The following is a 22,722-nucleotide window of genomic DNA, read 5'->3' as shown; positions in this document are numbered from 1 at the left end:
TGCCGGAAAACGAAAACGGGAGAGCCGCCGGCTCTCCCGTTTTCATGTTCGCCCGTTTTCATGTTCGCAAGGAAACGCGCCTTACGCCGCGTGGCTGGCTTCGTGCTGGGTCAGCAACGCGTAGATCGCGTCCGCCGAGTCCGAACCGCGCAGCTTCTCGCACATGGACTGGTCACGCAGCAGGCGCGACACACGGGCCAGCGCCTTCAGATGGTCGGCGCCGGCATGATCCGGAGCCAACAGCAGGAAAATCAGATCGACCGGTTGCTCATCGATCGCATCGAAGTCGATGGGCCGCTCCAGCCGGGCGAAGACGCCGTGGACACGGTCGAGGTTGGGCAGCTTGCCGTGCGGGATGGCGATGCCATGCCCCACGCCGGTGGTGCCCAACCGCTCGCGCTCCAGAAGGACGTCGAAGATCGCCCGTTCGTGCTGGCCGGTCAGCTCGGACGCCTTGCGCGCCAAGTCCTGCAGGGCCTGCTTTTTGCTGCCGGCCTTCAGGTTCGGAAGAATGGCGTGCGGCGTGATGAGATCGAGCATGACGCTTTGGGTGTGGTTGGAACAGAGACCGGACTCAGGCGCCGGCCTTCTCCGCCGGGTCGACCCAACCGATGTTGCCATCGGCGCGGCGGTAGACCAGGTTCAGGCGGCCATGGGCGCCGTTGCGGAACATAAGGGCCGGAGCATCGGCGAGTTCCATGCGCATCACCGCCTCGCTGACCGCCAGGGTCGCGATGTTGGTTTCCATCTCGGCGATCACGATGGGCTGCGCCTCTTCGGCAGCGGCCTCTTCGCTCTCCACATGGGCCTCGTCCTTCTCCGCTTCCAGGATCTGGTAGCGGGCCGGGAAGGCTTCCTGCGCGGGGGCTTCGACGCTGTGGTGGTCGCGCAGGCGGCGCTTGTAGCGGCGCAGGCGCTTGGCCAGCTTCTCGCACGCGGTGTCGAAGGCGGGATACGGCTCGGTGGCGTCGGACGCGCTCTGAAGGACGATCCCACGACCGACGTGCACCTGGATGTCGGCCTTGAACAGATGCGCTTCGCGCGTCAGGACGACGTTGGCCTCGATCGGCTTGTTGAAATACTTGCCGACGATGGTGTTCAGGCTGTCCGCGACGTGGGTGCGCAGAGCGTCGCCAACGTCAAGCTGCTTGCCTTTGACGGTCAGTTGCATTTTGGGATGTTTCCAATCTGGTCCGCGATAGACATAGGACGACGGAAGGCCGCCACGTGCGGACGGGGACCATAGTGACGGCGGTATGGGCTGTCAATCAAGGACGACCCCCTCCCGGCCCGGTTACATGCGTGACATCTTGGCACGGCGTCGCTGCACCGATGACGGAATGCGCATCGCTTCACGATACTTCGCGACCGTCCGGCGCGCAATGTCGATCCCTTCACCACGAAGGATTTCGACGATTTTATCGTCCGACAGCACGTCGTCCGGCTTCTCGGCGTCGATCATCGCCTTGATGCGGTAGCGCACGGCCTCCGCCGAGTGGGCCGCCTGCCCGTCAGCCCCCTGGATGGCGGAGGTGAAGAAATATTTCAACTCGAACACGCCGCGTGGCGTCGCCATGAACTTGTTGGTTGTGACGCGGCTGACCGTGCTCTCGTGCATGCCGATCGCCTCGGCGATGTCGCGCAGGATCAGCGGCTTCAGATGCGAGACGCCGTGGATGAAAAAGGCGTCCTGCTGCCGGATGATCTCGCTGGCCACCTTCAAAATCGTGGTGGCGCGCTGGTGCAGCGACTTGACCAGCCAGTTGGCCGACTGGAAACGCTCGGTGATGTATTCCTTGTCCGCCTTGTTGCGGGCGGTGCCGGAAATGCGCGCGAAATAGCGGTGGTTGACCAGCACCCGCGGCAAAGTGTCCGGGTTCAGGTCGATCAGCCAGCCGCCGCCGGGGTTGGCGCGCATCAGGATGTCGGGGGTGACGAGCTGGGCGGGCGTGTGGTCGAAGCTGAGCGCCGGCTTGGGGTTCAGCTTGCGGATCTCCGCCACCATGTCGGCGACGTCCTCGGCGTCCACGCCGCAGACCTTCATCAGCGCCGGCAGGTTGCGCGCCGCCAGCAGCTCCAGATGGTCGAGCAGGGCCTCCATCGCCGGGTCGAAGCGGTTCTTCTCGCGCAGTTGGATCGCCAGGCATTCCTTCAGCGACCGCGCGAAGATGCCCGGCGGGTCGAAGCGCTGGCAGGCGGCGAGCACCCGCTCCACCCGTTCCGGCGCGCAGCCGAGCTGCCCCGCGAGGCTCTCCACCTCCAGCCCGGTGATCCAGCCGGCCTCGTCCAGCATGTCGATCAGCGCCAGACCGATGAGCTGGTCGCCGAGGTCCGGCAGGTCGATCTTCAGCTGCTCGGTCAGATGGTCGCGCAGGCTCTTCTGGCCGGTCAGCGTGGCTTCCAGGTTGGACTCGTCGTCCTCGAAGCCACCGCGGCCGCCGCGCTCCTGCCAGGAGCCGTAGACGTCGCTGGAGCCGTCCGTCCCGTCGGAGAAACGGTCGTCGGAATAGACATTCTCGAAATCGGTGTCGAGCGGCGCGTCGGAGGCCGACCCCATCGTCTCCGACGACGTCATCTCCACCGTGTCGCGGGTGCGCCCGTCGGTCATCGGCGGCTGGCGCTCCTCCGGCGCGGCGAGGTCCACCGCTCCGGGCTCGCCCCCGCCGTCACCGGCACCGTCTCCCCCGGGCTCGCCGCCGCCCTCGCCGGGGCCACCATCGCGCTCCAGCAGGGGATTCTGCTCGATCTCGCGGTCCACGAAGTCCGACAGTTCGATGTTCGACAGCTGCAGCAGCTTGATGGCCTGCTGCAGCTGCGGAGTCATCACCAGGGACTGGGTCTGACGAAGATCAAGGCGTTGGCTGAGCGCCATGGGCAGGGAAACCGCACTAGAGGCTGAACCGGTCCCCGAGGTAGACCCGGCGCACGTCCTCGTGCGCCACGATCTCGGCCGGCTCTCCCTCCATTAGTACCACACCATCGTGCAAGATGTATGCCCGATCGACGAGATCGAGCGTTTCACGCACGTTGTGGTCGGTGATGAGCACGCCGATGCCGCGGTCGCGCAGGTGGCTGACCAGCTCGCGGATGTCGTTCACCGCGATCGGGTCGATGCCGGCCAGCGGCTCGTCGAGCAGGATGAAATGCGGCTGGGAGGCCAGCGCGCGGGCGATCTCGACGCGCCGCCGCTCGCCGCCGGACAGCGCCAGCGCCGGGGCGCGGCGCAGGTGGGTGATCGAGAACTCGGCCAGCAGCTCGTCCAGCATCTGCTCGCGGGTGTCGCGGTTGGGCTCCACCACCTCCAGCACGGAGCGGATGTTGTTCTCCACCGACATGCCGCGGAAGATCGACGCCTCCTGCGGCAGGTAGCCGATGCCCAGCCGCGCCCGGCGATACATGGGCAGCGCCGTGATGTCCTGCCCGTCGAGCAGGATGGTGCCGGAGTCGGCGGCGATCAGCCCGGTGATCATGTAGAAGCAGGTCGTCTTGCCCGCCCCGTTGGGGCCGAGGAGGCCGACCGCCTCGCCGCGCTGGACCGTCACGGTCACGTCGCGGACGACCGGGCGCTTCTTGTAGGCCTTGCCCAGATGCAGGGCCACCAGCCCTTCGGTCGGACGCACGTCGGTGGCGGGGTGGTCCGCCGGGTGACCCGACGCGTTCGGGGCGGAAAGGGTCGGACCGCCGAGGTTCCGGTCTTCGATGTCCATGGCCATTGATTCGCTGCCGGGTCCGTCAGGGCTTCGCGGCGGGCGTGCCGCCCGTCTGCGCGGCGGGCTTGGCGCCCGTCTGCGCGGTGGTCCGGCCACCCGGCGCGCCCGGCTCCTGGCCGGGAATCAGAAGGCCCATCACGCGCCCGCCGGTGGCGGGGCCGGCGATCACCCGGTTGACCTTGGTCTTCATGTTCATCTCGGCGGCGTCGCCATTGAGCTGGTTGTCGTTGCGGGTGATCTTGACGTTGCCCAGCAGCACCGCCGTCTCGTCGGCCACCGAATAGACCAGCTTGTCCGACAGCGCCACGTCGGTCGCGGTGGTCACCACCACGCTGCCGGCGCCGTCGATGCGCTCCATCTGGGTCGAACCGTCCGGCATCTTCTTGAGCTGGCCGATCAGGATGTCGGCGCGCAGCCGGTCGCCGTTGGCGATGCGGACGGCCACGGCGTCGCCGCGGGCCACCGTCATGTTCCTGGCTTCGTAATATTCCAGCGTGTCGCGCGCCGTCACGATGTCGGTGCGGGTGACCAGCTTCAGGTTGCGCCCGGTGACCACCGCCACCTGCTTGTCCACGTCGTAGACGCCCCGCTCGCCGAAGACCTCCTGGGTCGGGCTGACGATGCGCACGTTGCCTTCGGCGAGAAGCTGGAACACCTCATTCCCCTTGCCGGGCACCTCGCGGTAGTAGGCGGTCAGCACGTCGGCGTAGACGGTGCTGTCGCTGCGCTTGGCCGAGGCGTTGCCGCGCGCCACATAGGCGCGCACGTCCTGATGCCATTCGATGGCCTGATCGGCGTTGACCTCGACCGGGTTCGGGCCGCCGCCGAGGCCGGGCAGCCCCTGGGCCGCCGCCGGGATGGCGGCCCCCGACAGCAGGAGGAACGCGGCCATCAGCGGGGCCGCAAGGGTGGCTGCACTCAACGCGTCTTTCCTCCCGGGCTTTCGGCGGCCTGGACGTCGGCCTTGGACTGGTTCAGGAACACCATCGTCTTGCCACGGTCGGACAGGCGGAAGCCTTCGGCGTTGATCACGCCCTGCGGCCCCTGGCCCACGACATGGACATCGCCCCAGGCGGTGCCCTTGCGGATGTCGGAGTCCGCTTCCTCGGTGGTGAATTCGTTGCCGTCGTCGCGCATGACGCGGACATGGCCCCGCATCTTCAGGATGCCGGTGACCTGATTGTACCAGCCCTTGTCCGACCGCATGGTCACCCAGGTGCCGTCGGTCTGGGTCATCTCCGCCTCCGGCTGGTCCAGCAGGACGATGTCCGGCTGGTCGGCGATGCGGTCGGCCTTGGCCGCCACCAGCGAGAAGGGCTGGTTGTCCTCGTCCACCGCGACATAGCGCGGCTTGATCATCTCAAGCTGGCCCTTGTCGGCGGAAATGCGCAGGGTCGGCAGTTCGGTCAGCGACGGCCACACGGCGATCAGCGCCATCACCGCCAGAGCCAGCGCCGGAAGCGCGAACTTCATTCCGGTGACGAAGCGGCTGTAGACCCGGCTGACCGGGCGGATTTCCCGGCGCCGGTGGATGCGCTTGGCCGCCTCGCCGTCCGGCACCGCCCCCGGCATGCCCATGAGCTGCGCCGCGAGGGAAGGCGCATCGGCGCGCCGCTCCTTCGTGTTCACCGTCCGATCCTTCAGGTCGCTGTCCATGGCGTCAACCGTCCTCCGGCTGCCCGTCACGCCGCCCCGGCGCGCAGGCAATCGTGAATGTGCACAACACCGAGCGGCCGGTCCGCCTCCACCACGAACAGGCTGGTGATCTGCTTCGCGTTCATTTCCCGCAGCGCCTCCTCGACCAGCGCCTTGGGGCGGATCGTCTTGGGCCGCGGCGACATGATGCTGTCGGCGCGCTCGGCCCACAGCTCCGGGGTCAGATGGCGGCGGAGGTCGCCGTCCGTGATGACCCCGGCCAGCGCGCCCGTGGCATCCACCACGCCGACGCAGCCCAGCCGCTTGGCCGTCATCTCGAATATGACGGTGGAAAGCGGCGTATCCAAGGCGCACAGGGGCATATCCTCGCCCTTGTGCATCACGTCGGTCACCTTCAGCAGCGCGCGGCCGAGCTGGCCGCCGGGGTGGAACTGCTTGAAATCCGCCGCCGTGAAGCCGCGCCGCTCCAGCAGCGCCACCGCCAGGGCGTCGCCCAGCGCCAGCATCATCGTGCTCGACGTGGTCGGGGCCAGACCCAGCGGGCAGGCCTCCGGGGCCGGCGGCAGCACCAGCGCCACGTCCGACTGCTCGGCCAGGGAGGAGCCGGCGCGCCGGGTGATGCCGACCAGCGGGATGTCGAAGCGGCGGGTGTAGGCGACGATGTCCGACAGCTCGTGAGTCTCGCCGGAGTTGGACAGGGCGATGACCGCGTCCTGCCGGGCGATCATGCCGAGGTCGCCGTGGCTCGCCTCGCCGGGATGGACGAAGAAGGCCGGCGTGCCGGTGGAGGCCAGGGTCGCGGCGATCTTGCGCGCCACATGGCCGGACTTGCCCATGCCGGAGACGACGACGCGCCCCGCGATTCCGGCCAGCCGGTCCAGAGCGCGCACGAAGGCGCCGTCCAGCCCGTCCGCCAGCGCGGTCAGGGCGTCGGCTTCCATCCGCAGGACGCGCCGGGCGCTCGCGACGTCGCGGTCGGCCGCGGAGTCGGCAGCGGCGCCGGACGGGCAATCGGTCAGGCTGGATGCCAAGCTGGATACGGTCAGGCTCGTCAAGGCGGTGCTTGCCTCTTCTGGTTGGCCCATGAGGCCGAAATGAGTACTCCGACTGGCGACGCGCGTATCCGCGACAACGGGCCAGCCGCCGCGCGGGCAGTATGCCCACCCGCGCGCGTCCGGTCAAATCAACGTCCGGAAGGCCCGGCCTATTCCACCGGTTCGCTGTTCAGGACGCCAGCCGTCAATGCGCCAGAATATCGGGCTGCTCCCAGCCGCCGAGGTCCAGTTCCCCGCGGACCGGCAGGAAGTCGAAACAGGCCTTGGCGAGGTGCGTCCGCCCTTCGCGCGCCAGCATGACGTCCAGCTTCTCCTTCAGGTCGTGCAGGTGCAGCACGTCGGAGGCGGCGTATTTCATCTGCTCCGGCGTCAGCTCCGCGGCGCCCCAGTCGGAGGACTGCTGCTGCTTGGACAGTTCCACCCCCAGCAGGTCCTTCACCAGATCCTTCAGCCCGTGCTTGTCGGTGAAGGTGCGGACCAGCTTGGACGCGACCTTGGTGCAGTAGACCGGCTGGCAGACGATGCCCAGATAGGCCTGCATCACCGCCACGTCGAAGCGGGCGAAGTGGAACAGCTTGATGACCTCGGGGTCGGTGAGCAGGCGCTTCAGATTGGGCGCCTCGTACTGGCCCTTGCGGAACTGGACCAGATGCACCGTGCCGTCGCCGGGGGAAAGCTGGACCAGGCACAGCCGGTCGCGGTGGGGGTTCAGCCCCATGGTCTCGGTGTCGATGGCGACGGCGCCGCCGCGGGCGAAGGACTTCAGGTCGAGACCGTCCGGCAGGTCGCCGTCATGGAGGTCGATGGGCATTGGGTGGCTTCCCGCTCAATAGGACGGCCCCCGGCCACGGACCCCAGAAACGACGAACGCCGCTCTGCTACCTTTCCGTCCCGCTGGGGGAGGTCCGTAGCATGCGGCGCAGCCGGGTAGATATGGTGCCCAGGAGAAGACTCGAACTTCCACGACATTTCTGCCACAGGTACCTGAAACCTGCGCGTCTACCAATTCCGCCACCTGGGCTCGGTGTGGGCCGCTTATGTAGCCGGCTGGCGGAGACCCGTCAACAGCTTTTTTTCACTTTCGCGCCGAAAGCCCTGCCGGGCGCGAAATGGGTCGCGGGCGGCGCGTCAGGCCCTAGCCTCTTCTAGGAGGTTTCTATATAAGCAACCCCCGATCCGGTCGCCCCGCCCCGCTGGCGGGCGGCCCGGCAGGGAAGAATTTGCGGGCCCAACGGCACGGGAGAAGGTCGATGTCCTATCGCTCTGAAGTGGTCACGGTGTTCGGCGGTTCGGGATTCGTCGGCCGCCATCTCATTCGCCGCCTCGCCAAGACCGGCGCCATCGTGCGCGTGGTGTCGCGCCATCCGAACAAGGCCAATTTCCTGAAGACCGCCGGCTCGGTCGGCCAGATCGTGCCGATGGCCGCCGACGTGAAGGACGACCAGTCCGTCGCACGGGCCATCCAGGGTGCGGACACCGTCATCAACCTGATCGGCACGCTCTATGAGCGCGGGGCCTGGAATTTCCAGACCGTGCATGTCGACGCCCCGGCGCGCATCGCCCGCATCGCCAAGGCCAGCGGCGTGCGCCGTCTGGTCCATGTCTCGGCCATCGGCGCCGACGCCAAGTCGGCCTCGGCCTACGCCAAGTCCAAGGCGGCGGGCGAGCAGGCGGTGGCGCAGGCCTTCCCCGGCGCCACCATCGTCCGCCCGAGCATCGTCTTCGGACCGGAGGACGGCTTCTTCAACAAGTTCGCCGCCATGGCGCAGGTCTCCCCGGCGCTGCCGCTGATCGGCGGATCGACGAAGTTTCAGCCGGTCTATGTCGGCGATCTGGCCGACGCCATCGCTGCCGCCGCGACGCTGGACTCGGCGGTCGGCCGGACTTTCGAGCTGGGCGGTCCGCGCGTCTACAGCTTCAAGGAGCTGATGCAGCTCATGCTGCGGGAGATCCGCCGCAAGCGCTTCCTCGTCCCGGTTCCCTGGAACATCGCGGAGACGCTGGGCGGCCTGCTGGAGAAGGTGCCGCCGATCGTCGCCCCGCCGCTGACCCGCGATCAGGTGGAGATGCTGCGGACCGACAACGTCGCCGCCGCCGGCGCGCCGGGCTTCAAGGAGCTGGGCATCACCAACCTGTCGAGCTGCGAGGTGATCCTGCCGACCTACCTGTCGCGCTTCATCGTTGGCGGCCGCTCCAACACGATGCCGCGCGACGCCGGCAACCATTCCGGCGCGCACTGATCCCCAACGGCTTGGCCTACAACGGTCTGGCCTACAACGGTCTGGCGTCATCGACACGAAAGCCCCGGCCCGCCGCCGGGGCTTTCGCCGTTTCGCGGGCCTGCCATCCCGTACGAAAGAGCCGCGCAAGGGTGCCCTGCGGCGCACGGCCTTGATTCCCGCGCCGTCCTGCCGCATCTGGCCCCTTCATCGGGGCGACGGAAGGAGCGTGGGGACTCATGCAGACCGCAACGCAGGATTTCACCATACGGGAATTCGCCGACCGCGCCCCGGGCGCCCGGCTGGCCTCCCTGGTGGCCTTCTTCGTCAACGGGTCGGTCTTCGGCGTCTGGGCCACCCAGATCCCGGCGATCAAGGATCACCTGGACCTCAGCCCCGGCGTGCTCGGCGTCGCCCTGCTCTGCCTCGCCGCCGGGGCGCTGACCGCCATGGTCGGCACGGGCCCCCTGCTCGGCCGCGTCGGCAGCGCCCCGGTGATCCGGCTCACCGCCGTGGCCTTCGCCCTGATCCTGCCGCTGCCGGCGCTGATGCCGGACCTGTTGTCGCTGTGCGCGGTGCTGTTCCTGTTCGGGGCGGCGGGCGGCACCATGGACGTGGCGATGAACGCCCACGGCGCTTTGGTGGAGCGCCATCTCGGGCGGCCGATCATGTCGTCGCTGCACGGCATGTGGAGCCTGGGCGGCCTGTTCGGCGCGGGGGTGGGCGGTCTGCTGCTGCAAGTCCTGCCGCCGCCGGTCCAGGCGTCCATCCTCGCGGCGGCGCTGCTCGCCCTGTTCTTCGCGCTGCACCGCCGCTTCCTGCCCGGAAGTGCCGATCAGCAGGCGGAGCCGACGGGCCTCGCCCTGCCCGACCGCGGCACGCTGCTGCTGGGCGCGCTGACCTTCCTGGCCTTCATGAGCGAGGGCGCGATCCTGGACTGGAGCGCCGTCTATCTGCGCGAGGATCTGGGGGGTGCGGCGTCGATCGCGGCGCTGGGCTTCGCCGTCTTTTCCGGCGCCATGGCGGTGGGCCGCTTCTGCGGCGACCGGCTGCGCCAGCGTTTCGGCGGGCCGGTGCTGGTCCGCGCCGGCGCCGTGCTGGCCTTCGCCGGGCTGGCCGTCGCGCTGACCGGCGGCGGGCCGGTGGTGGCGGTCGCCGGGTTCGGGCTGACCGGGCTCGGCCTGTCGAACGTGGTGCCGGTGCTGTTCAGCGCCGCCGGCGCCAAGGCGGAGGGAGAGGCCGGCCAGGCCATCGCCGCGGTGGCGACCCTCGGCTACGCCGGCGTGCTGACCGGCCCGGCCCTGCTCGGCTTCGTGGCGGAGGCCAGCACGGTGGGCTTTTCCTTCGCCCTGGTCGCCGCGCTGGCCCTGGTCATCGCCGCGGCCTCCTCGCGCGCCGTCGCCCAACAGGGCTGAGGCGCGCGGGAAACCGGCTTTTTACGGCCGGCTTTTTACAGATAGAGGAACGCCAGCATCCCCGACCCGATGGCGATGCGGTACCAGGCGAAGGGCGCGAAGCCGTAGCGCCCGACGAAGTCCACCAGCACCTTGACCACCAGCGCCGCCGCGATGAAGGCGGTGACGAAGCCGACCCCGATCAGCAGCGCGGAGTCGACGGTCATCAGGCTCCAATTCTTGTAGAGGTCGTAGACCGTGGCGCCGGCCATGGTCGGGATCGCCAGGAAGAAGGAGAATTCCGCGGCGGTCCGCCGGTCCACCCCCATCAGCAGCGAGCCGAGGATCGTCGCGCCCGAGCGCGACACGCCCGGCACCAGCGCCAGGCACTGGCACAGGCCGATCTTCAGGGCGAGCGGCGCCGGAAAGCGTTCGATCTGGTGGTAGCGCGGGGCGGGCACCAGCCGCTCCGCCATCAGGATCGCCACGCCGCCCAGGATCAGCGCGATGCTGACCACCGTCGGGTTGAACAGCACCGCCTTGATGACGCCGTGCAGCGCCGCCCCCAGCACCATCGCCGGCAGGAAGGCCAGGATCACCGCCATCGCGAAGTGGCGGGCGCCCGGATCGTCCTTCAATCCGGTGACCACCTTCCACAGCCGGGCGAAATAGACCGTGCAGATCGCCAGGATCGCACCGAGCTGGATCACCACCTCGAACACCTTGCCCGGCGGGCCTTCAAAGCCCAGCAGGGTGTCGAAAATGATCAGGTGGCCGGTGGACGAGACCGGCAGGAATTCGGTCAGCCCTTCGATCAGGCCGAGCAGAGCGGCGTCCAGATATTGGTCGATCAACATGCGGCGCGGGGCCTCTGACAAGATTGCGGGGGGCAATGTCCGGCTTATAGCAGTGCAACATGGCGAAGGCGACGACCCATGGGGCGATACCCCGAATTGGGCGATAGTCCCGGATCGGACCTAATTTTCTTGCTTGTTTTTCGGGCACTCCGGCCGTTCCCGGAGGCGTCCGCGACATCGAGTCACGGTTTGGTCAGCCATGCTGTCCTAACGGCGAAAATATGCTCGCGCGGCGCCTTCTCTTGCGGTATATGACGTTCAGACCGCGTGACCGCGGGCTTTCGTTTTCACTGCGGCCACGCCCCTCGCCATGCCCCACCGGCACGAAAAGGGCCGCCCGGCCGCCGGCGCCGTCCCCATGCACGGGACACGGGAAGAAGGAGCAGGCGTTATGGCGAACCAGAGGATGTTGGGCTTCGTGCACACCGCGCAGCGGATGCCCGACAAACGCCCGGCCACGGAGCGCCGCCAGGATTTCGCCGAGATCTACGCCCGTTTCAGCGACGAGCGCGCCAACGAGCAGGCCAACCGCTGCTCACAGTGCGGCGTTCCCTTCTGCCAGGTGCACTGCCCGGTCTCCAACAACATCCCCGACTGGCTGAAGCTGACTTCCGAAGGCCGGCTGGAGGAGGCGTACGAGGTCTCCCAGGCCACCAACAACTTCCCGGAGATCTGCGGCCGCATCTGCCCGCAGGACCGCCTGTGCGAGGGCAACTGCGTCATCGAGCAGTCCACCCACGGCGCCGTCACCATCGGCTCGGTCGAGAAGTACATCAACGACACCGCCTGGGATCAGGGCTGGGTGAAGCCGCGCAAGCCGTCGCGTGAGCTTGGCGTCTCGGTCGGCGTCATCGGCGCCGGTCCCGCCGGCCTCGCCGCCGCCGAGGAGCTGCGCGCCAAGGGCTACGAGGTGCACGTCTACGACCGCTACGACCGCATGGGCGGCCTGCTGGTCTACGGCATCCCCGGCTTCAAGCTGGAGAAGTCGGTGGTCGAGCGCCGCGTCCAGCTTCTGGCCGACGCCGGGGTGATCTACCACCCGAACTTCGAGGTCGGCCGCGACGCCTCCCTGCCGGAGCTGCGCCGCAAGCACGTCGCCGTCCTGGTCGCCACCGGCGTCTACAAGGCGCGCGACATCAAGGCGCCGGGCTCGGGCCTGGGCAACATCGTGGCGGCGCTGGACTATCTGACCACCTCCAACAAGGTCAGCCTGGGCGACACGGTGGAGGCGTACGAGAACGGCTCCCTGAACGCCGCGGGCAAGCATGTGGTGGTTCTGGGCGGCGGCGACACCGCCATGGACTGCGTGCGCACGGCCATCCGCCAGGGCGCCACGTCGGTCAAGTGTCTGTACCGCCGCGACCGCAAGAACATGCCGGGCTCGCAGCGCGAGGTCGCCCACGCCGAGGAAGAGGGCGTGGAGTTCATCTGGCAGGCCGCCCCGGAAGGCTTCACCGGCGACAGCGTGGTCACCGGCGTGCGCGCCGTGCGCATCCATCTGGGCGTGGCCGACGCCACCGGCCGCCAAACCCCGCAGGTGATCGAGGGGTCGGAGTTCACCGTCCAGGCCGATCTGGTCATCAAGGCGCTCGGCTTCGAGCCGGAGGATCTGCCCGCCCTGTTCGGCGAGGCGGAGCTGAAGGTCACCCGCTGGGGCACGCTGCTGGTCGACCACCGCAGCAAGATGACCAACCTGGAGGGCGTGTTCGCCGCCGGCGACATCGTGCGCGGCGCCTCGCTGGTGGTGTGGGCCATCCGCGACGGCCGCGACGCGGCGGAGGGCATCCACGCCTACGCCAGGGCGAAGGCTGAAGCGCCGCTGGCCCAGGCGGCCGAATAACGGCCGGGCCAAGCCGACCAATCCATAATTCCGCGGGTTCCAGGGGTCCATTTCGGCCCCTGGCGGGGGTGAAGGGGCGAAGTCCCCTTTCCGAACAGACTGACTGAAAGGGTCCACCGATGACCACCGAGTTGAACCAGGGTGAGCAGTTCGTCGCTGACTTCCGCGCCAACGCCGCGGCGCTGACCACTGCCAACGCCTACAACCCGGAGGATGAGCACGACGCCTGCGGCGTCGGCTTCATCGCCGCGATCGACGGCAAGCCCCGCCGCTCGGTGGTCGAGAAAGGCATCGAGGCGCTGAAGGCCGTCTGGCACCGCGGCGCCGTGGACGCCGACGGCAAGACGGGCGACGGTGCCGGCATCCACGTCGCCGTGCCGCAGAAGTTCTTCAAGGACCATGTGAAGGTCATCGGCCACCGCGCGCCGGACAACAAGCTGGCCGTTGGCCAGGTCTTCCTGCCGCGCATCAGCCTGGACGCGCAGGAAGCCTGCCGCTGCATCGTCGAGACCGAGATCCTGGCCTTCGGCTACTACATCTACGGCTGGCGCCAGGTGCCGATCAACGTCGACATCATCGGCGAGAAGGCCAACGCGACCCGCCCGGAGATCGAGCAGATCATCGTCGGCAACAACAAGGGCGTGTCCGACGAGCAGTTCGAGCTGGATCTCTACATCATCCGCCGCCGCATCGAAAAGGCGGTGAAAGGTGAGCAGATCAACGACTTTTACATCTGCTCGCTGTCGGCCCGCTCGATCATCTACAAGGGCATGTTCCTGGCGGAGCAGCTGACCACCTTCTACCCGGACCTGCTGGACGAGCGCTTCGAGTCCGACTTCGCCATCTACCACCAGCGCTATTCGACCAACACCTTCCCGACCTGGCCTCTGGCCCAGCCCTTCCGCATGCTCGCCCACAACGGCGAGATCAACACGGTCAAGGGCAACGTCAACTGGATGAAGGCGCACGAGACCCGGATGGAGCATCCGGCCTTCGGCACCCACATGCAGGACCTGAAGCCGGTGATCGGCGTCGGCCTGTCGGACTCCGGCTCGCTCGACACCGTGTTCGAGGTGATGGTCCGCGCCGGCCGCACCGCCCCGATGGTCAAGATGATGCTGGTGCCGCAGGCGCTGACCAGCTCGCAGACCACGCCGGACAACCACAAGGCGCTGATCCAGTACTGCAACTCCGTCATGGAGCCGTGGGACGGCCCGGCGGCGCTGGCCATGACCGACGGCCGCTGGGTCGTCGGCGGCATGGACCGCAACGGCCTGCGCCCGATGCGTTACACGATCACCACCGACGGCCTGATCATCGGCGGGTCCGAGACGGGCATGGTGAAGATCGACGAGACCCAGGTCATCGAGAAGGGCCGCCTCGGCCCGGGCGAGATGATCGCCGTCGACCTGCAGTCCGGCAAGCTCTACCGCGACCGCGAGCTGAAGGACCATCTCGCCACGCTGAAGCCGTGGGACAAGTGGGTGCAGAACACCACCCACCTGGACGAGCTGGTCAAGACCGCCTCGCTGAAGGGCGAGCCGTCGGACATGGACAAGGCCGAGCTGCGCCGCCGCCAGCAGGCCTTCGGCCTGACCATGGAAGACATGGAGCTGATCCTGCACCCGATGGTGGAGGACGGTAAGGAGGCCATCGGCTCGATGGGCGACGACAGCCCCATCGCCGTGCTGTCCGACAAGTACCGTGGCCTGCACCACTTCTTCCGCCAGAACTTCTCCCAGGTCACCAACCCGCCCATCGACAGCTTGCGTGAGCGCCGGGTGATGAGCCTGAAGACGCGGCTCGGCAACCTCGGCAACATCCTGGACGAGGACGAGACGCAGACCCGCCTGCTGCAGCTCGAATCGCCGGTCCTGACGACCGCCGAGTTCCGCGCCATGCGCGACTACATGGGCGACACGGCGGCCGAGATCGACGCGACCTTCCCGGTCGACGGCGGCCCGGAAGCCCTGCGCGACGCGCTGCGCCGCATCCGCCAGGAGACGGAGGACGCCGTTCGCGGCGGCGCCACCCACGTCATCCTGACCGACGAGGCGATGGGCCCGGCGCGCGCCGCCATCCCGGCGATCCTCGCCACCGGTGCGGTGCACACGCACCTGATCCGCTCCAACCTGCGCACCTTCACCTCGCTGAACGTGCGCACGGCGGAGGGGCTGGACACCCACTACTTCGCCGTGCTGATCGGCGTCGGCGCCACCACGGTCAACGCCTACCTCGCGCAGGAGGCCATCGCCGAGCGTCACCGCCGCGGCCTGTTCGGCTCCATGCCGCTGGAAAAGGGCATGGCCAACTACAAGAAGGCCATCGACGACGGCCTGCTGAAGATCATGTCCAAGATGGGCATCTCGGTCATCAGCAGCTACCGCGGCGGCGGCAACTTCGAGGCCATCGGCCTGTCCCGCGCGCTGGTCGCCGAGCATTTCCCGGCGATGGTCAGCCGCATCTCCGGCATCGGCCTGAACGGCATCCAGAAGAAGGTGCTGGAGCAGCACGCCACCGCCTACAACGAGGAGGTCGTGGCCCTGCCGGTCGGCGGCTTCTACCGCTTCCGCAAGTCGGGCGACCGCCACGGCTGGGAAGGCGGCGTGATCCACACGCTGCAGCAGGCGGTGACCAACGACAGCTACACCACCTTCAAGAAGTACAGCGAGCAGGTGAACAAGCGCCCGCCGATGCAGCTCCGCGACCTGCTGGAGCTGCGCTCCACCAAGGCCCCGGTGCCGGTGGACGAGGTCGAGAGCATCACCGCGATCCGCAAGCGCTTCATCACGCCGGGCATGTCCATGGGCGCCCTCTCGCCCGAAGCCCACGGCACGCTGAACGTCGCCATGAACCGCATCGGCGCCAAGTCCGACAGCGGCGAGGGCGGCGAGGACCCGGCGCGCTTCCGCCCGGACAAGAACGGCGACAACTGGAACAGCGCCATCAAGCAGGTGGCCTCGGGCCGCTTCGGTGTCACCGCCGAGTACCTGAACCAGTGCCGCGAGCTGGAGATCAAGGTCGCCCAGGGCGCCAAGCCCGGCGAGGGCGGCCAGCTCCCCGGCTTCAAGGTGACCGAGATGATCGCGCGGCTGCGTCACTCGACGCCGGGCGTGATGCTCATCAGCCCGCCGCCGCACCACGACATCTACTCGATCGAGGATCTGGCCCAGCTCATCTATGACCTGAAGCAGATCAATCCGGATGCGAAAGTGACGGTGAAGCTGGTCAGCCGTTCCGGCATCGGAACGATTGCCGCGGGCGTCGCCAAGGCCAACGCCGACATCATCCTGATCTCCGGCAACAGCGGCGGCACGGGCGCTTCCCCGCAGACCTCGATCAAGTTCGCCGGCCTGCCCTGGGAGATGGGCCTGTCGGAGGTCCATCAGGTCCTGACGCTGAACCGCCTGCGCCACCGCGTGCGGCTGCGCACCGACGGCGGCCTGAAGACCGGCCGCGACATCGTGATCGCCGCCATGCTGGGCGCTGAGGAGTTCGGCATCGGCACGGCCAGCCTGATCGCCATGGGCTGCATCATGGTCCGCCAGTGCCACAGCAACACCTGCCCGGTCGGCGTCTGCGTGCAGGACGACAAGCTGCGCCAGAAGTTCGTCGGCACGCCGGAGAAGGTCGTCAACCTCTTCACCTTCCTCGCCGAGGAAGTGCGCGAGATCCTGGCCGGCCTGGGCTTCCGCTCGCTGAACGAGGTGATCGGCCGCACCGACCTGCTGCATCAGGTCAGCCGCGGCGCCGAGCATCTCGACGACCTCGACCTGAACCCGCTGCTGGCCCAGGTCGATCCCGGCGAGAACGCCCGCTACTGCACGCTGCAGGGCCGCAACGAGGTGCCGGACACGCTGGACGCCCGCATCGTCGCCGACGCCCGCCCGCTGTTCGAGGAGGGCGAGAAGATGCAGCTCGCCTACAACGCCCGCAACACGCAGCGCGCCATCGGCACGCGGCTGTCCTCGATGGTGACGCGCAAGTTCGGCATGTTCGGGCTGCAGCCCGGCCACATCACCATCCGCCTGCGCGGCACCGCCGGCCAGTCGCTCGGCGCCTTCGCGGTGCAGGGCATCAAGCTGGAGGTGATGGGCGACGCCAACGACTATGTCGGCAAGGGCCTGTCGGGCGGCACCATCGTCGTCCGTCCGACGACCTCCAGCCCGCTGGAGACCAACAAGAACACGATCATCGGCAACACGGTCCTCTACGGCGCGACGGCGGGCAAGCTGTTCGCCGCGGGCCAGGCCGGCGAGCGGTTCGCCGTCCGCAACTCCGGCGCCACCGTGGTGGTCGAGGGCTGCGGCTCCAACGGCTGCGAGTACATGACGGGCGGCACGGCGGTCATCCTCGGCCGGGTCGGCGACAACTTCGCCGCCGGCATGACGGGCGGCATGGCCTACGTCTACGACCTGGACGACAGCCTGCCCCTCTACATCAACGACGAGAGCGTGATCTTCCAGCGCATCGAGGTCGGCCACTACGAAAGCCAGCTCAAGCACCTGATCGAGGAGCATGTGGCGGAGACGCAGAGCCGCTTCGCCGCCGAGATCCTCAACGACTGGGCGCGTGAGGTGACCAAGTTCTGGCAAGTCGTTCCGAAGGAAATGCTGAACCGCCTGGAAGTCCCGGTCCATCTGCCGAAGGCCATCTCGGCGGAGTAAGACCCAAGCAATAAGTCTCAGGTCGATTGCGCATACGCGAACGGCGGTCCGGGGTAACCGGGCCGCCGTTTTTCACGCCCGCCGTCGCACGGGCGTCCTTTTCATGGCGCCGGTTCTTGGAATAATCTGGTGCGGAATGGGTTGTTAGGACCGCCTGGGGGCATCCGCAACCACACGGGAGGGCGTCATGCCGGCAGAGGACGGCTTGCGCATCAACATTCGCTTCGCCACCGTGGCCGACGGGCCGCGCTGCGCCGATATCTTCCTGCACGGGCGCCGCGCCGCCTTTTCCTGGCAACCCGAGGACCGCTTCGGCCTGGACGACTATTACGACTGCGTGGACGGGGAAGAGGTGCTGGTGGCCGAACTGGACGGTGCCGGAGCCGGTGCCTGGGCGACGACCCGGCTGGTCGTCGGCTTCGTCTCCGTCGATGCCGGCGACCGCTTCATCCACACCCTGTTCATCGACCCGCTGTGGCGCGGGCGGGGCATCGGCAGCGCGCTGCTGCGCGAGGCGCTGACCCTGCTGCGCGGCTCCGCCGAACTGGCCTGCGCCTCGCGCAACGCGGCGGCCCGCGCCTTCTACGAGCACAACGGCTGGACCCCGGTTCCCGGCGCCGAAGGCGGCGGGGATGCGGACCCCCTGGTGGTCTACCGCAAATCCGCCCTTTGACACCCCCTCGGCACGGTTAATCCATAAGCCGAAGGAGCGGCGTCACAGGCCAAAGCGCAGACTGTTTTCCACGCTCCCCATACGCTACAGTCCGGCCCGGCATGCGGACACTCCATCACCATCCCCTCCATCCCTTGTCCCGCGTCGCGCGGGTGATGCTGGCCGAGAAGGGTCTTCCCTTCGACACGGTCATCGAGAAGCCGTGGGAACGGCGCGAGGATTTCCTGATGCTCAACCCCGCCGGCGAGCCGCCGGTGCTGGTGGAGGAGGACGGAACCGTCGTGGCCGGCGGGCTGCCCGTGCTGGAGTATCTGGAGGAGGCCTATCCCGACGTGGCCCTGATGCCGCGGGAGGTGGCGGCCCGCGCCGAGGTACGCCGGATCGTCGACTGGTTCACCCGGACCTTCGACCGCGAGGTGACCGAGAATCTGGTCGGCGAGAAGCTGATCAAGCGGCTGTCCGGCCAGGGCCACCCCTACGCCCCGGCGATCCGCGCCGGTCTGGCGAACATCCAGTACCACATGGAATACATCGCCTTCCTGTCGGAGCGTCGCCCCTGGCTGGCCGGCTCCAGCTTCACGGTGGCCGACATCGCGGCGGCGGCGGCGCTGTCCTGCGTCGATTACGTGGACAACGTGCCGTGGGACAAGGTGCCGGAGGCCAAGGACTGGTACGCCCGCATCAAATCGCGCCCCAGCTTCCGCGGCCTGCTGACCGACAGCATCCCCGGCTGCCCGCCGCCCCGCCATTACGCCGACCTGGATTTCTGAATTTCCACACCATCCTTGCGGGAAAATTCCGGCCCGATCTCTCCCGATCCGATCTGTCCGACCGGGATAGGCCCCGCCAAAGGAGGGAACCCCATCCGTACCGGTCTGTTTCGCTTTTGTAGCAGAACGGCTGAGGAGGATGGGGGCATGGCCCAACACGACTACGTGCGTCACACGCTCGATTGCCTGGAGGAGGCGCAAGCGGCCCTGCGGCTTGCCCAACGCAAGGGCCAGATCGCGCCGGAGGACGAGGACCAGTTGTCCCGCCGCCTCGAAGGAATCACCGAACGCATCGCCCAGGTTCAGGAGATGCATTGAGCCGGGCCCGGGCCGCGCCGTCCCCGGCGCGGCCTGCGGCGACAGGCTGCCCGCGCCCTACGCCACCCCCGCCATGCGCAGCGCCACGCCGGCCAGCGCGCAGGCGCCCAGGGTGGGCAGCATCCCCGCCTTGAAGCGGAACACCGCCAGCACCGCCGCCACGGTCAGCGCCAGGGCGGGCAGGTTGACGCTGGCGAGAACGGGCAGGTCCAGCGCCATGCCGGCGACGGACACCGGTTCCAGGCGGGCGAACAGCGTGTGCAGGGCGAACCACACCGCCAGATTCAGGATCACCCCGACCACCGCCGCGGTGATCGCCGACAGGGCGGCGCCGAGCATCCGGTTGCCGCGCAGCGCCTCCACATAGGGCGCGCCGAGGAAGATCCACAGGAAGCAGGGTACGAAGGTGACCCAGGTGGTCAGCAGCCCGCCCAGCACCCCGGCCAGCAGCGGCGGCAGCGCCCCCGGATCGCGCAGCGCGCCGAGAAAGCCGACGAACTGCACCACCATGATCAGCGGCCCCGGCGTCGTCTCCGCCATGCCCAGCCCGTCGAGCATCTCGCCGGGATGGAGCCAGCCGTAGGTCTCCACCGCCTGCTGCGCCACATAGGCCAGCACGGCGTAGGCGCCGCCGAAGGTCACCACCGCCATCTTGGAGAAGAAGACGGCGATGCCGGTGAACGTGTTGTCCGGCCCCAGCGTCAGCAGCAGCGCCAGCACCGGCCCCAGCCACAAAGCGAGGCAGACCGCCCCGACCCGCAGCGACCAAGCGGTGGAGGGGCGCGCGTGGTCCGGCGTCTCCTCGCCCAGAAGGCTGCTCCCGTGCGTGGACGCAGCCGGCCCGTGCGGCATCGGCCGGAAGGCGGAGACGCCCAGCCGCGCCCCACCCAGCCCGATCAGGGCGGCGGTCAGGATGATCAGGGGGAACGGGACATTGAAGGCGAAGATCGCCAGGAAGGCCGCCGCCGACAGGGCGACCATCGCCCCGTTCTTCAGCGTGCGCCGCCCGACGCGGACCACCGCTTCCAGCACGACGGCGAGCACCGCCGCCTTCAGCCCGAAGAACAGCCCCTGCACCGGCCCGGTGTTTCCCAGCGTCGCGTAGAGCAGGCTGAGCACCATGATGGCCAGCGCGCCGGGCAGGACGAACAGGACGCCGGCGATCAGCCCGCCCACCGTCCGGTGCATCAGCCAGCCGATGTAGACGGCCAGCTGCTGCGCCTCCGGCCCTGGCAGCAGCATGCAGTAGTTCAAGGCGTGGAGGAACCGCTCCTCCCCGATCCACTTCTTCTCGTCCACCACCACGCGGTGCATCATGGCGATCTGGCCGGCCGGGCCGCCGAAGCTCAGCGCCGCGATCCGCGCCCAAACCCGCGTGGCCTCGCCGAGGCTCACCCCGTGGCCGGCGGTGTCCACACCGGGTGCGTTGGCGCTGTCCGCCTGGGTCATCCGTCGTCTCCGGAGCACGCGAAGGGGCACCATTCAGACCACAAGGGACGGTCCGCCGCCAGCGCGGAGATGTGACGGTAATGTTGTGCCGGTCAGGAGGGCGCCGCCGCCGGCAGCACCAGCTCCACCCGCAACCCGCCGAGCGGCGAATCGCCCAGCCGCAGGTCGCCGCCGTAGAGCCGCGCCACGTCGCGCACGACGGCAAGGCCGAGGCCGCTGCCCGGCGTGCTCTCGTCCAGCCGCACGCCGGGGGCCAGCACGGCGTCGCGCCGGTCGGCGGGCAGGCCCGGCCCGTCGTCCTCGACCACCACCGCCAGCATCCCGCCCGCCTCCAGCCGCGACGCGACCTCCACCCGCGACCCCGCCCACTTCATGGCGTTGTCCAGCAGGTTGCCCAGCATCTCGTCGAGGTCCTCGCGCTCTCCGGCGAAGACATGCTCGCGCGGGACGCGGACGGTGACCGTCACCCGTCCTCCGCCCCTGCCCCCACCCTGAAGCTTTTCCAGGACCCGCGCCAGCGCCCCGGCGCTGTCGGCCACCGGGGTGGCGACGCCGGGCAGACCGCGGGCAGCGGCGGCGCGGGCACGGGCCATGTGATGGTCGATGTGGCGGCGCATCTCCGCCACCCGCCGGGCGGCCGCCTCCCCCTCCGCCTCGTTCGCCAGCACGGCGAGGTTCGTCTTCAGCGCGTGGGCGAGGTTGCCGGCCTGGAGCCGCGCCCGGACCACCACCTCCTCCGAATGGTCCAGCAGGGCGTTCAGGTCGTCGAGCAGCGGCTGCACCTCGCGCGGGGAGTCGCCGCCGAAGCGCTTCCGGCGCCCGGCCCGCACCGCGGCCAGCTCAGCGCGCAGCCGCACCAGCGGGCGCAGCCCCACCGACACCTGGACCACCGCCGCGGCGATCAGCGCCAGCGCCAGCGCCCCCAGCGACAGCCAGAGCACCCGGTTGAAGTCGGCCACCACCGCCCGCAGCTCCGACTCGTCCTGCGCCACCGCCATGCGCAGGGGCGCCGTCCCGTTGGGGAGGGTCACGGCGCGCTCCAGCACCGACAGATGGCGCCCGGCGGGGCCGATGACGCTGTGGCGGTGGATGTCGCCGTCGGCCACCTCGTCCGGCGGCAGGGTCAGCGCCTCGTCCCACAGGGAGCGGGAGCGGAGAACCGGCGCGTCCCCCGGCCCCACCTGCCAGTAGAGTCCCGACAGCGGCCGGCGGAAGCGCGGGTCGCTGAGCGGCTGGCGCAGCAGCGGCGCGCCGTCCGCCCCCAGCTCGGTCAGCGCGGCGAGCTGGTCCAGATGGTTGGTCAGCTCCGCCTCAAAGCGGCGGGCCACATGGTCCCGGAACAGGCCGGACAGCACCAGCCCGGCCAGCGCCAGGGCCAGCGCGATCCACACCGCCGCCCCGGCCAGCAGGCGGAAGCGCAGCGACCCGGTCAGCCGCCGCGCCCCCCCGCTCACGGCGCCTCCAGCTTGTAGCCGAGCCCGCGCACGGTCTTGATCAGGTCGGCGCCCAGCTTGCGGCGCAGGCGGCCGACGAAGACCTCGATGGTGTTGGAATCCCGGTCGAAATCCTGGGCGTAGATGTGCTCGGTCAGCTCCGTGCGGGAGACGAGCTGCCCCTTGCGATGCATCAGGTAATCGAGCACGCGGAACTCGTGCCCGGTCAGATCCACCGTCTGCCCGTCCAGCGTGACCCGGCCCGAGCGGGTGTCCAGCACCACCCCGCCGCAGGCGATCTCCGCCGAGGCGTGGCCCTTGGAGCGGCGGATCAGCGCCCGGATGCGGGCCAGCAACTCCTCCATGCTGAAGGGCTTCGCCAGATAGTCGTCGGCCCCGGCGTCGATGCCCTGGACCTTCTCCGTCCAGGCGCCGCGGGCGGTCAGGATGATGACCGGCGTGGCGATTCCCCCCGCGCGCCAGGAGCGCAGCACCGTCAGCCCGTCGACCCGCGGCAGGCCGAGGTCGAGGACGATGGCGTCGTAGGGTTCGGTCTCGCCGAGGAACTGCCCCTCCTCGCCGTCGGCGGCGCGGTCCACGGCGTAGCCCTCGCCCTCCAGCCGCTCGGCAAGCTGGCGGGCGAGCGCCGGATCATCCTCGACGACGAGCAGGCGCATGGCG

The 22,722-nt window shown here is 69.0% G+C and carries 19 protein-coding genes and 1 tRNA gene; 7 read left to right on the top strand and 13 right to left on the bottom strand.

Going from position 1 to position 22,722, the window contains the following annotated elements:
* Positions 1–81 precede the first annotated feature (81 nt).
* The 9 genes from ptsN to Sp245p_RS20150 all read right to left on the bottom strand — a co-directional run bounded on the left by ptsN (position 82) and on the right by Sp245p_RS20150 (position 7,442).
* Positions 82–540 (bottom strand): PTS IIA-like nitrogen regulatory protein PtsN, encoded by a 459-nt coding sequence (ptsN, locus tag Sp245p_RS20190; RefSeq protein WP_014198055.1) that lies wholly within the window; start codon positions 538–540, stop codon positions 82–84.
* A 34-nt stretch (positions 541–574) separates the two neighbouring features.
* On the bottom strand, positions 575–1,171 hold the full coding sequence (hpf, locus tag Sp245p_RS20185; protein ID WP_014198054.1) for a ribosome hibernation-promoting factor, HPF/YfiA family: 597 nt from the start codon (positions 1,169–1,171) through the stop codon (positions 575–577).
* 123 nt (positions 1,172–1,294) lie between these two features.
* Entirely contained in the window at positions 1,295–2,872 is a 1,578-nt protein-coding gene (gene rpoN, locus Sp245p_RS20180; protein WP_014198053.1) for an RNA polymerase factor sigma-54, read from the bottom strand.
* A gap of 16 nt (positions 2,873–2,888) precedes the next feature.
* The gene (lptB, locus tag Sp245p_RS20175; RefSeq protein ID WP_014198052.1) at positions 2,889–3,713 is read right to left on the bottom strand and encodes an LPS export ABC transporter ATP-binding protein; all 825 of its coding nucleotides are present in this window, start codon (positions 3,711–3,713) and stop codon (positions 2,889–2,891) included.
* A 19-nt stretch (positions 3,714–3,732) separates the two neighbouring features.
* Positions 3,733–4,632: an LptA/OstA family protein gene (locus Sp245p_RS20170; protein WP_014198051.1), complete on the bottom strand. Its 900-nt coding sequence runs from the start codon at positions 4,630–4,632 to the stop codon at positions 3,733–3,735.
* Positions 4,629–5,366: an LPS export ABC transporter periplasmic protein LptC gene (gene lptC, locus Sp245p_RS20165; RefSeq protein WP_014198050.1), complete on the bottom strand. Its 738-nt coding sequence runs from the start codon at positions 5,364–5,366 to the stop codon at positions 4,629–4,631. Before lptC ends, Sp245p_RS20170 begins: the two co-directional genes overlap by 4 nt.
* Before the next feature lie 26 nt (positions 5,367–5,392).
* Positions 5,393–6,421: a KpsF/GutQ family sugar-phosphate isomerase gene (locus tag Sp245p_RS20160; protein WP_014198049.1), complete on the bottom strand. Its 1,029-nt coding sequence runs from the start codon at positions 6,419–6,421 to the stop codon at positions 5,393–5,395.
* A gap of 184 nt (positions 6,422–6,605) precedes the next feature.
* On the bottom strand, positions 6,606–7,232 hold the full coding sequence (locus Sp245p_RS20155) for a ribonuclease D (protein ID WP_014198048.1): 627 nt from the start codon (positions 7,230–7,232) through the stop codon (positions 6,606–6,608).
* A gap of 123 nt (positions 7,233–7,355) precedes the next feature.
* A tRNA-Leu gene (locus tag Sp245p_RS20150) sits at positions 7,356–7,442 on the bottom strand.
* Between the two features lie 229 nt (positions 7,443–7,671).
* Between Sp245p_RS20150 and Sp245p_RS20145 the strand changes: the two genes are divergently transcribed.
* On the top strand, positions 7,672–8,661 hold the full coding sequence (locus Sp245p_RS20145; protein WP_014198047.1) for a complex I NDUFA9 subunit family protein: 990 nt from the start codon (positions 7,672–7,674) through the stop codon (positions 8,659–8,661).
* Positions 8,662–8,879: 218 nt separating this feature from the next.
* Positions 8,880–10,055 (top strand): MFS transporter, encoded by a 1,176-nt coding sequence (locus Sp245p_RS20140; RefSeq protein WP_014198046.1) that lies wholly within the window; start codon positions 8,880–8,882, stop codon positions 10,053–10,055.
* Positions 10,056–10,090: 35 nt separating this feature from the next.
* Here the strand turns inward: Sp245p_RS20140 and Sp245p_RS20135 are convergent, their stop codons facing one another.
* Complete coding sequence (locus tag Sp245p_RS20135) at positions 10,091–10,891, bottom strand: undecaprenyl-diphosphate phosphatase (RefSeq protein ID WP_109138801.1); 801 nt, start codon at positions 10,889–10,891, stop codon at positions 10,091–10,093.
* Between the two features lie 391 nt (positions 10,892–11,282).
* Between Sp245p_RS20135 and Sp245p_RS20130 the strand changes: the two genes are divergently transcribed.
* The 5 genes from Sp245p_RS20130 (at position 11,283) to Sp245p_RS35030 (ending at position 19,159) form a co-directional block, all read left to right on the top strand.
* Positions 11,283–12,731: an NAD(P)-dependent oxidoreductase gene (locus tag Sp245p_RS20130; RefSeq protein WP_109138800.1), complete on the top strand. Its 1,449-nt coding sequence runs from the start codon at positions 11,283–11,285 to the stop codon at positions 12,729–12,731.
* A 119-nt stretch (positions 12,732–12,850) separates the two neighbouring features.
* On the top strand, positions 12,851–17,398 hold the full coding sequence (gene gltB / locus Sp245p_RS20125) for a glutamate synthase large subunit (RefSeq protein WP_109138799.1): 4,548 nt from the start codon (positions 12,851–12,853) through the stop codon (positions 17,396–17,398).
* A gap of 187 nt (positions 17,399–17,585) precedes the next feature.
* On the top strand, positions 17,586–18,071 hold the full coding sequence (locus tag Sp245p_RS20120; RefSeq protein WP_014198043.1) for a GNAT family N-acetyltransferase: 486 nt from the start codon (positions 17,586–17,588) through the stop codon (positions 18,069–18,071).
* Positions 18,072–18,172: 101 nt separating this feature from the next.
* Positions 18,173–18,841 (top strand): glutathione S-transferase family protein, encoded by a 669-nt coding sequence (locus Sp245p_RS20115; protein ID WP_014198042.1) that lies wholly within the window; start codon positions 18,173–18,175, stop codon positions 18,839–18,841.
* 147 nt (positions 18,842–18,988) lie between these two features.
* Positions 18,989–19,159, top strand: coding sequence for a hypothetical protein (locus Sp245p_RS35030; protein WP_014198041.1), 171 nt, complete (start codon positions 18,989–18,991; stop codon positions 19,157–19,159).
* Between the two features lie 57 nt (positions 19,160–19,216).
* Here the strand turns inward: Sp245p_RS35030 and chrA are convergent, their stop codons facing one another.
* From chrA to Sp245p_RS20100, 3 genes are all read right to left on the bottom strand, one after another.
* Positions 19,217–20,608: a chromate efflux transporter gene (gene chrA / locus Sp245p_RS20110; protein WP_014198040.1), complete on the bottom strand. Its 1,392-nt coding sequence runs from the start codon at positions 20,606–20,608 to the stop codon at positions 19,217–19,219.
* Positions 20,609–20,700: 92 nt separating this feature from the next.
* Entirely contained in the window at positions 20,701–22,062 is a 1,362-nt protein-coding gene (locus Sp245p_RS20105; protein ID WP_109138798.1) for a sensor histidine kinase, read from the bottom strand.
* Positions 22,059–22,718: a response regulator gene (locus Sp245p_RS20100; protein ID WP_041812377.1), complete on the bottom strand. Its 660-nt coding sequence runs from the start codon at positions 22,716–22,718 to the stop codon at positions 22,059–22,061. The genes Sp245p_RS20105 and Sp245p_RS20100 overlap by 4 nt, the downstream gene beginning before the upstream one ends.
* Positions 22,719–22,722 lie beyond the last annotated feature (4 nt).

Source organism: Azospirillum baldaniorum (genome assembly GCF_003119195.2).
Lineage (GTDB): Bacteria > Pseudomonadota > Alphaproteobacteria > Azospirillales > Azospirillaceae > Azospirillum > Azospirillum baldaniorum.
Note: the sequence above shows the minus strand (reverse complement) of the source record. Positions and strands in the feature narration are given on the sequence as shown.

Bases quoted from the DNA above. Each gene is read 5' to 3' on its own strand.
- ptsN (WP_014198055.1), bottom strand. From the start codon at position 540: ATGCTCGATCTCATCACGCCGCACGCCATTCTTCCGAACCTGAAGGCC.
- hpf (WP_014198054.1), bottom strand. From the start codon at position 1,171: ATGCAACTGACCGTCAAAGGCAAGCAGCTTGACGTTGGCGACGCTCTG.
- rpoN (WP_014198053.1), bottom strand. From the start codon at position 2,872: ATGGCGCTCAGCCAACGCCTTGATCTTCGTCAGACCCAGTCCCTGGTG.
- lptB (WP_014198052.1), bottom strand. From the start codon at position 3,713: ATGGCCATGGACATCGAAGACCGGAACCTCGGCGGTCCGACCCTTTCC.
- lptC (WP_014198050.1), bottom strand. From the start codon at position 5,366: ATGGACAGCGACCTGAAGGATCGGACGGTGAACACGAAGGAGCGGCGC.
- Sp245p_RS20155 (WP_014198048.1), bottom strand. From the start codon at position 7,232: ATGCCCATCGACCTCCATGACGGCGACCTGCCGGACGGTCTCGACCTG.
- Sp245p_RS20145 (WP_014198047.1), top strand. From the start codon at position 7,672: ATGTCCTATCGCTCTGAAGTGGTCACGGTGTTCGGCGGTTCGGGATTC.
- Sp245p_RS20140 (WP_014198046.1), top strand. From the start codon at position 8,880: ATGCAGACCGCAACGCAGGATTTCACCATACGGGAATTCGCCGACCGC.
- Sp245p_RS20135 (WP_109138801.1), bottom strand. From the start codon at position 10,891: ATGTTGATCGACCAATATCTGGACGCCGCTCTGCTCGGCCTGATCGAA.
- Sp245p_RS20130 (WP_109138800.1), top strand. From the start codon at position 11,283: ATGGCGAACCAGAGGATGTTGGGCTTCGTGCACACCGCGCAGCGGATG.
- gltB (WP_109138799.1), top strand. From the start codon at position 12,851: ATGACCACCGAGTTGAACCAGGGTGAGCAGTTCGTCGCTGACTTCCGC.
- Sp245p_RS20120 (WP_014198043.1), top strand. From the start codon at position 17,586: ATGCCGGCAGAGGACGGCTTGCGCATCAACATTCGCTTCGCCACCGTG.
- Sp245p_RS20115 (WP_014198042.1), top strand. From the start codon at position 18,173: ATGCGGACACTCCATCACCATCCCCTCCATCCCTTGTCCCGCGTCGCG.
- Sp245p_RS35030 (WP_014198041.1), top strand. From the start codon at position 18,989: ATGGCCCAACACGACTACGTGCGTCACACGCTCGATTGCCTGGAGGAG.
- chrA (WP_014198040.1), bottom strand. From the start codon at position 20,608: ATGACCCAGGCGGACAGCGCCAACGCACCCGGTGTGGACACCGCCGGC.
- Sp245p_RS20100 (WP_041812377.1), bottom strand. From the start codon at position 22,718: ATGCGCCTGCTCGTCGTCGAGGATGATCCGGCGCTCGCCCGCCAGCTT.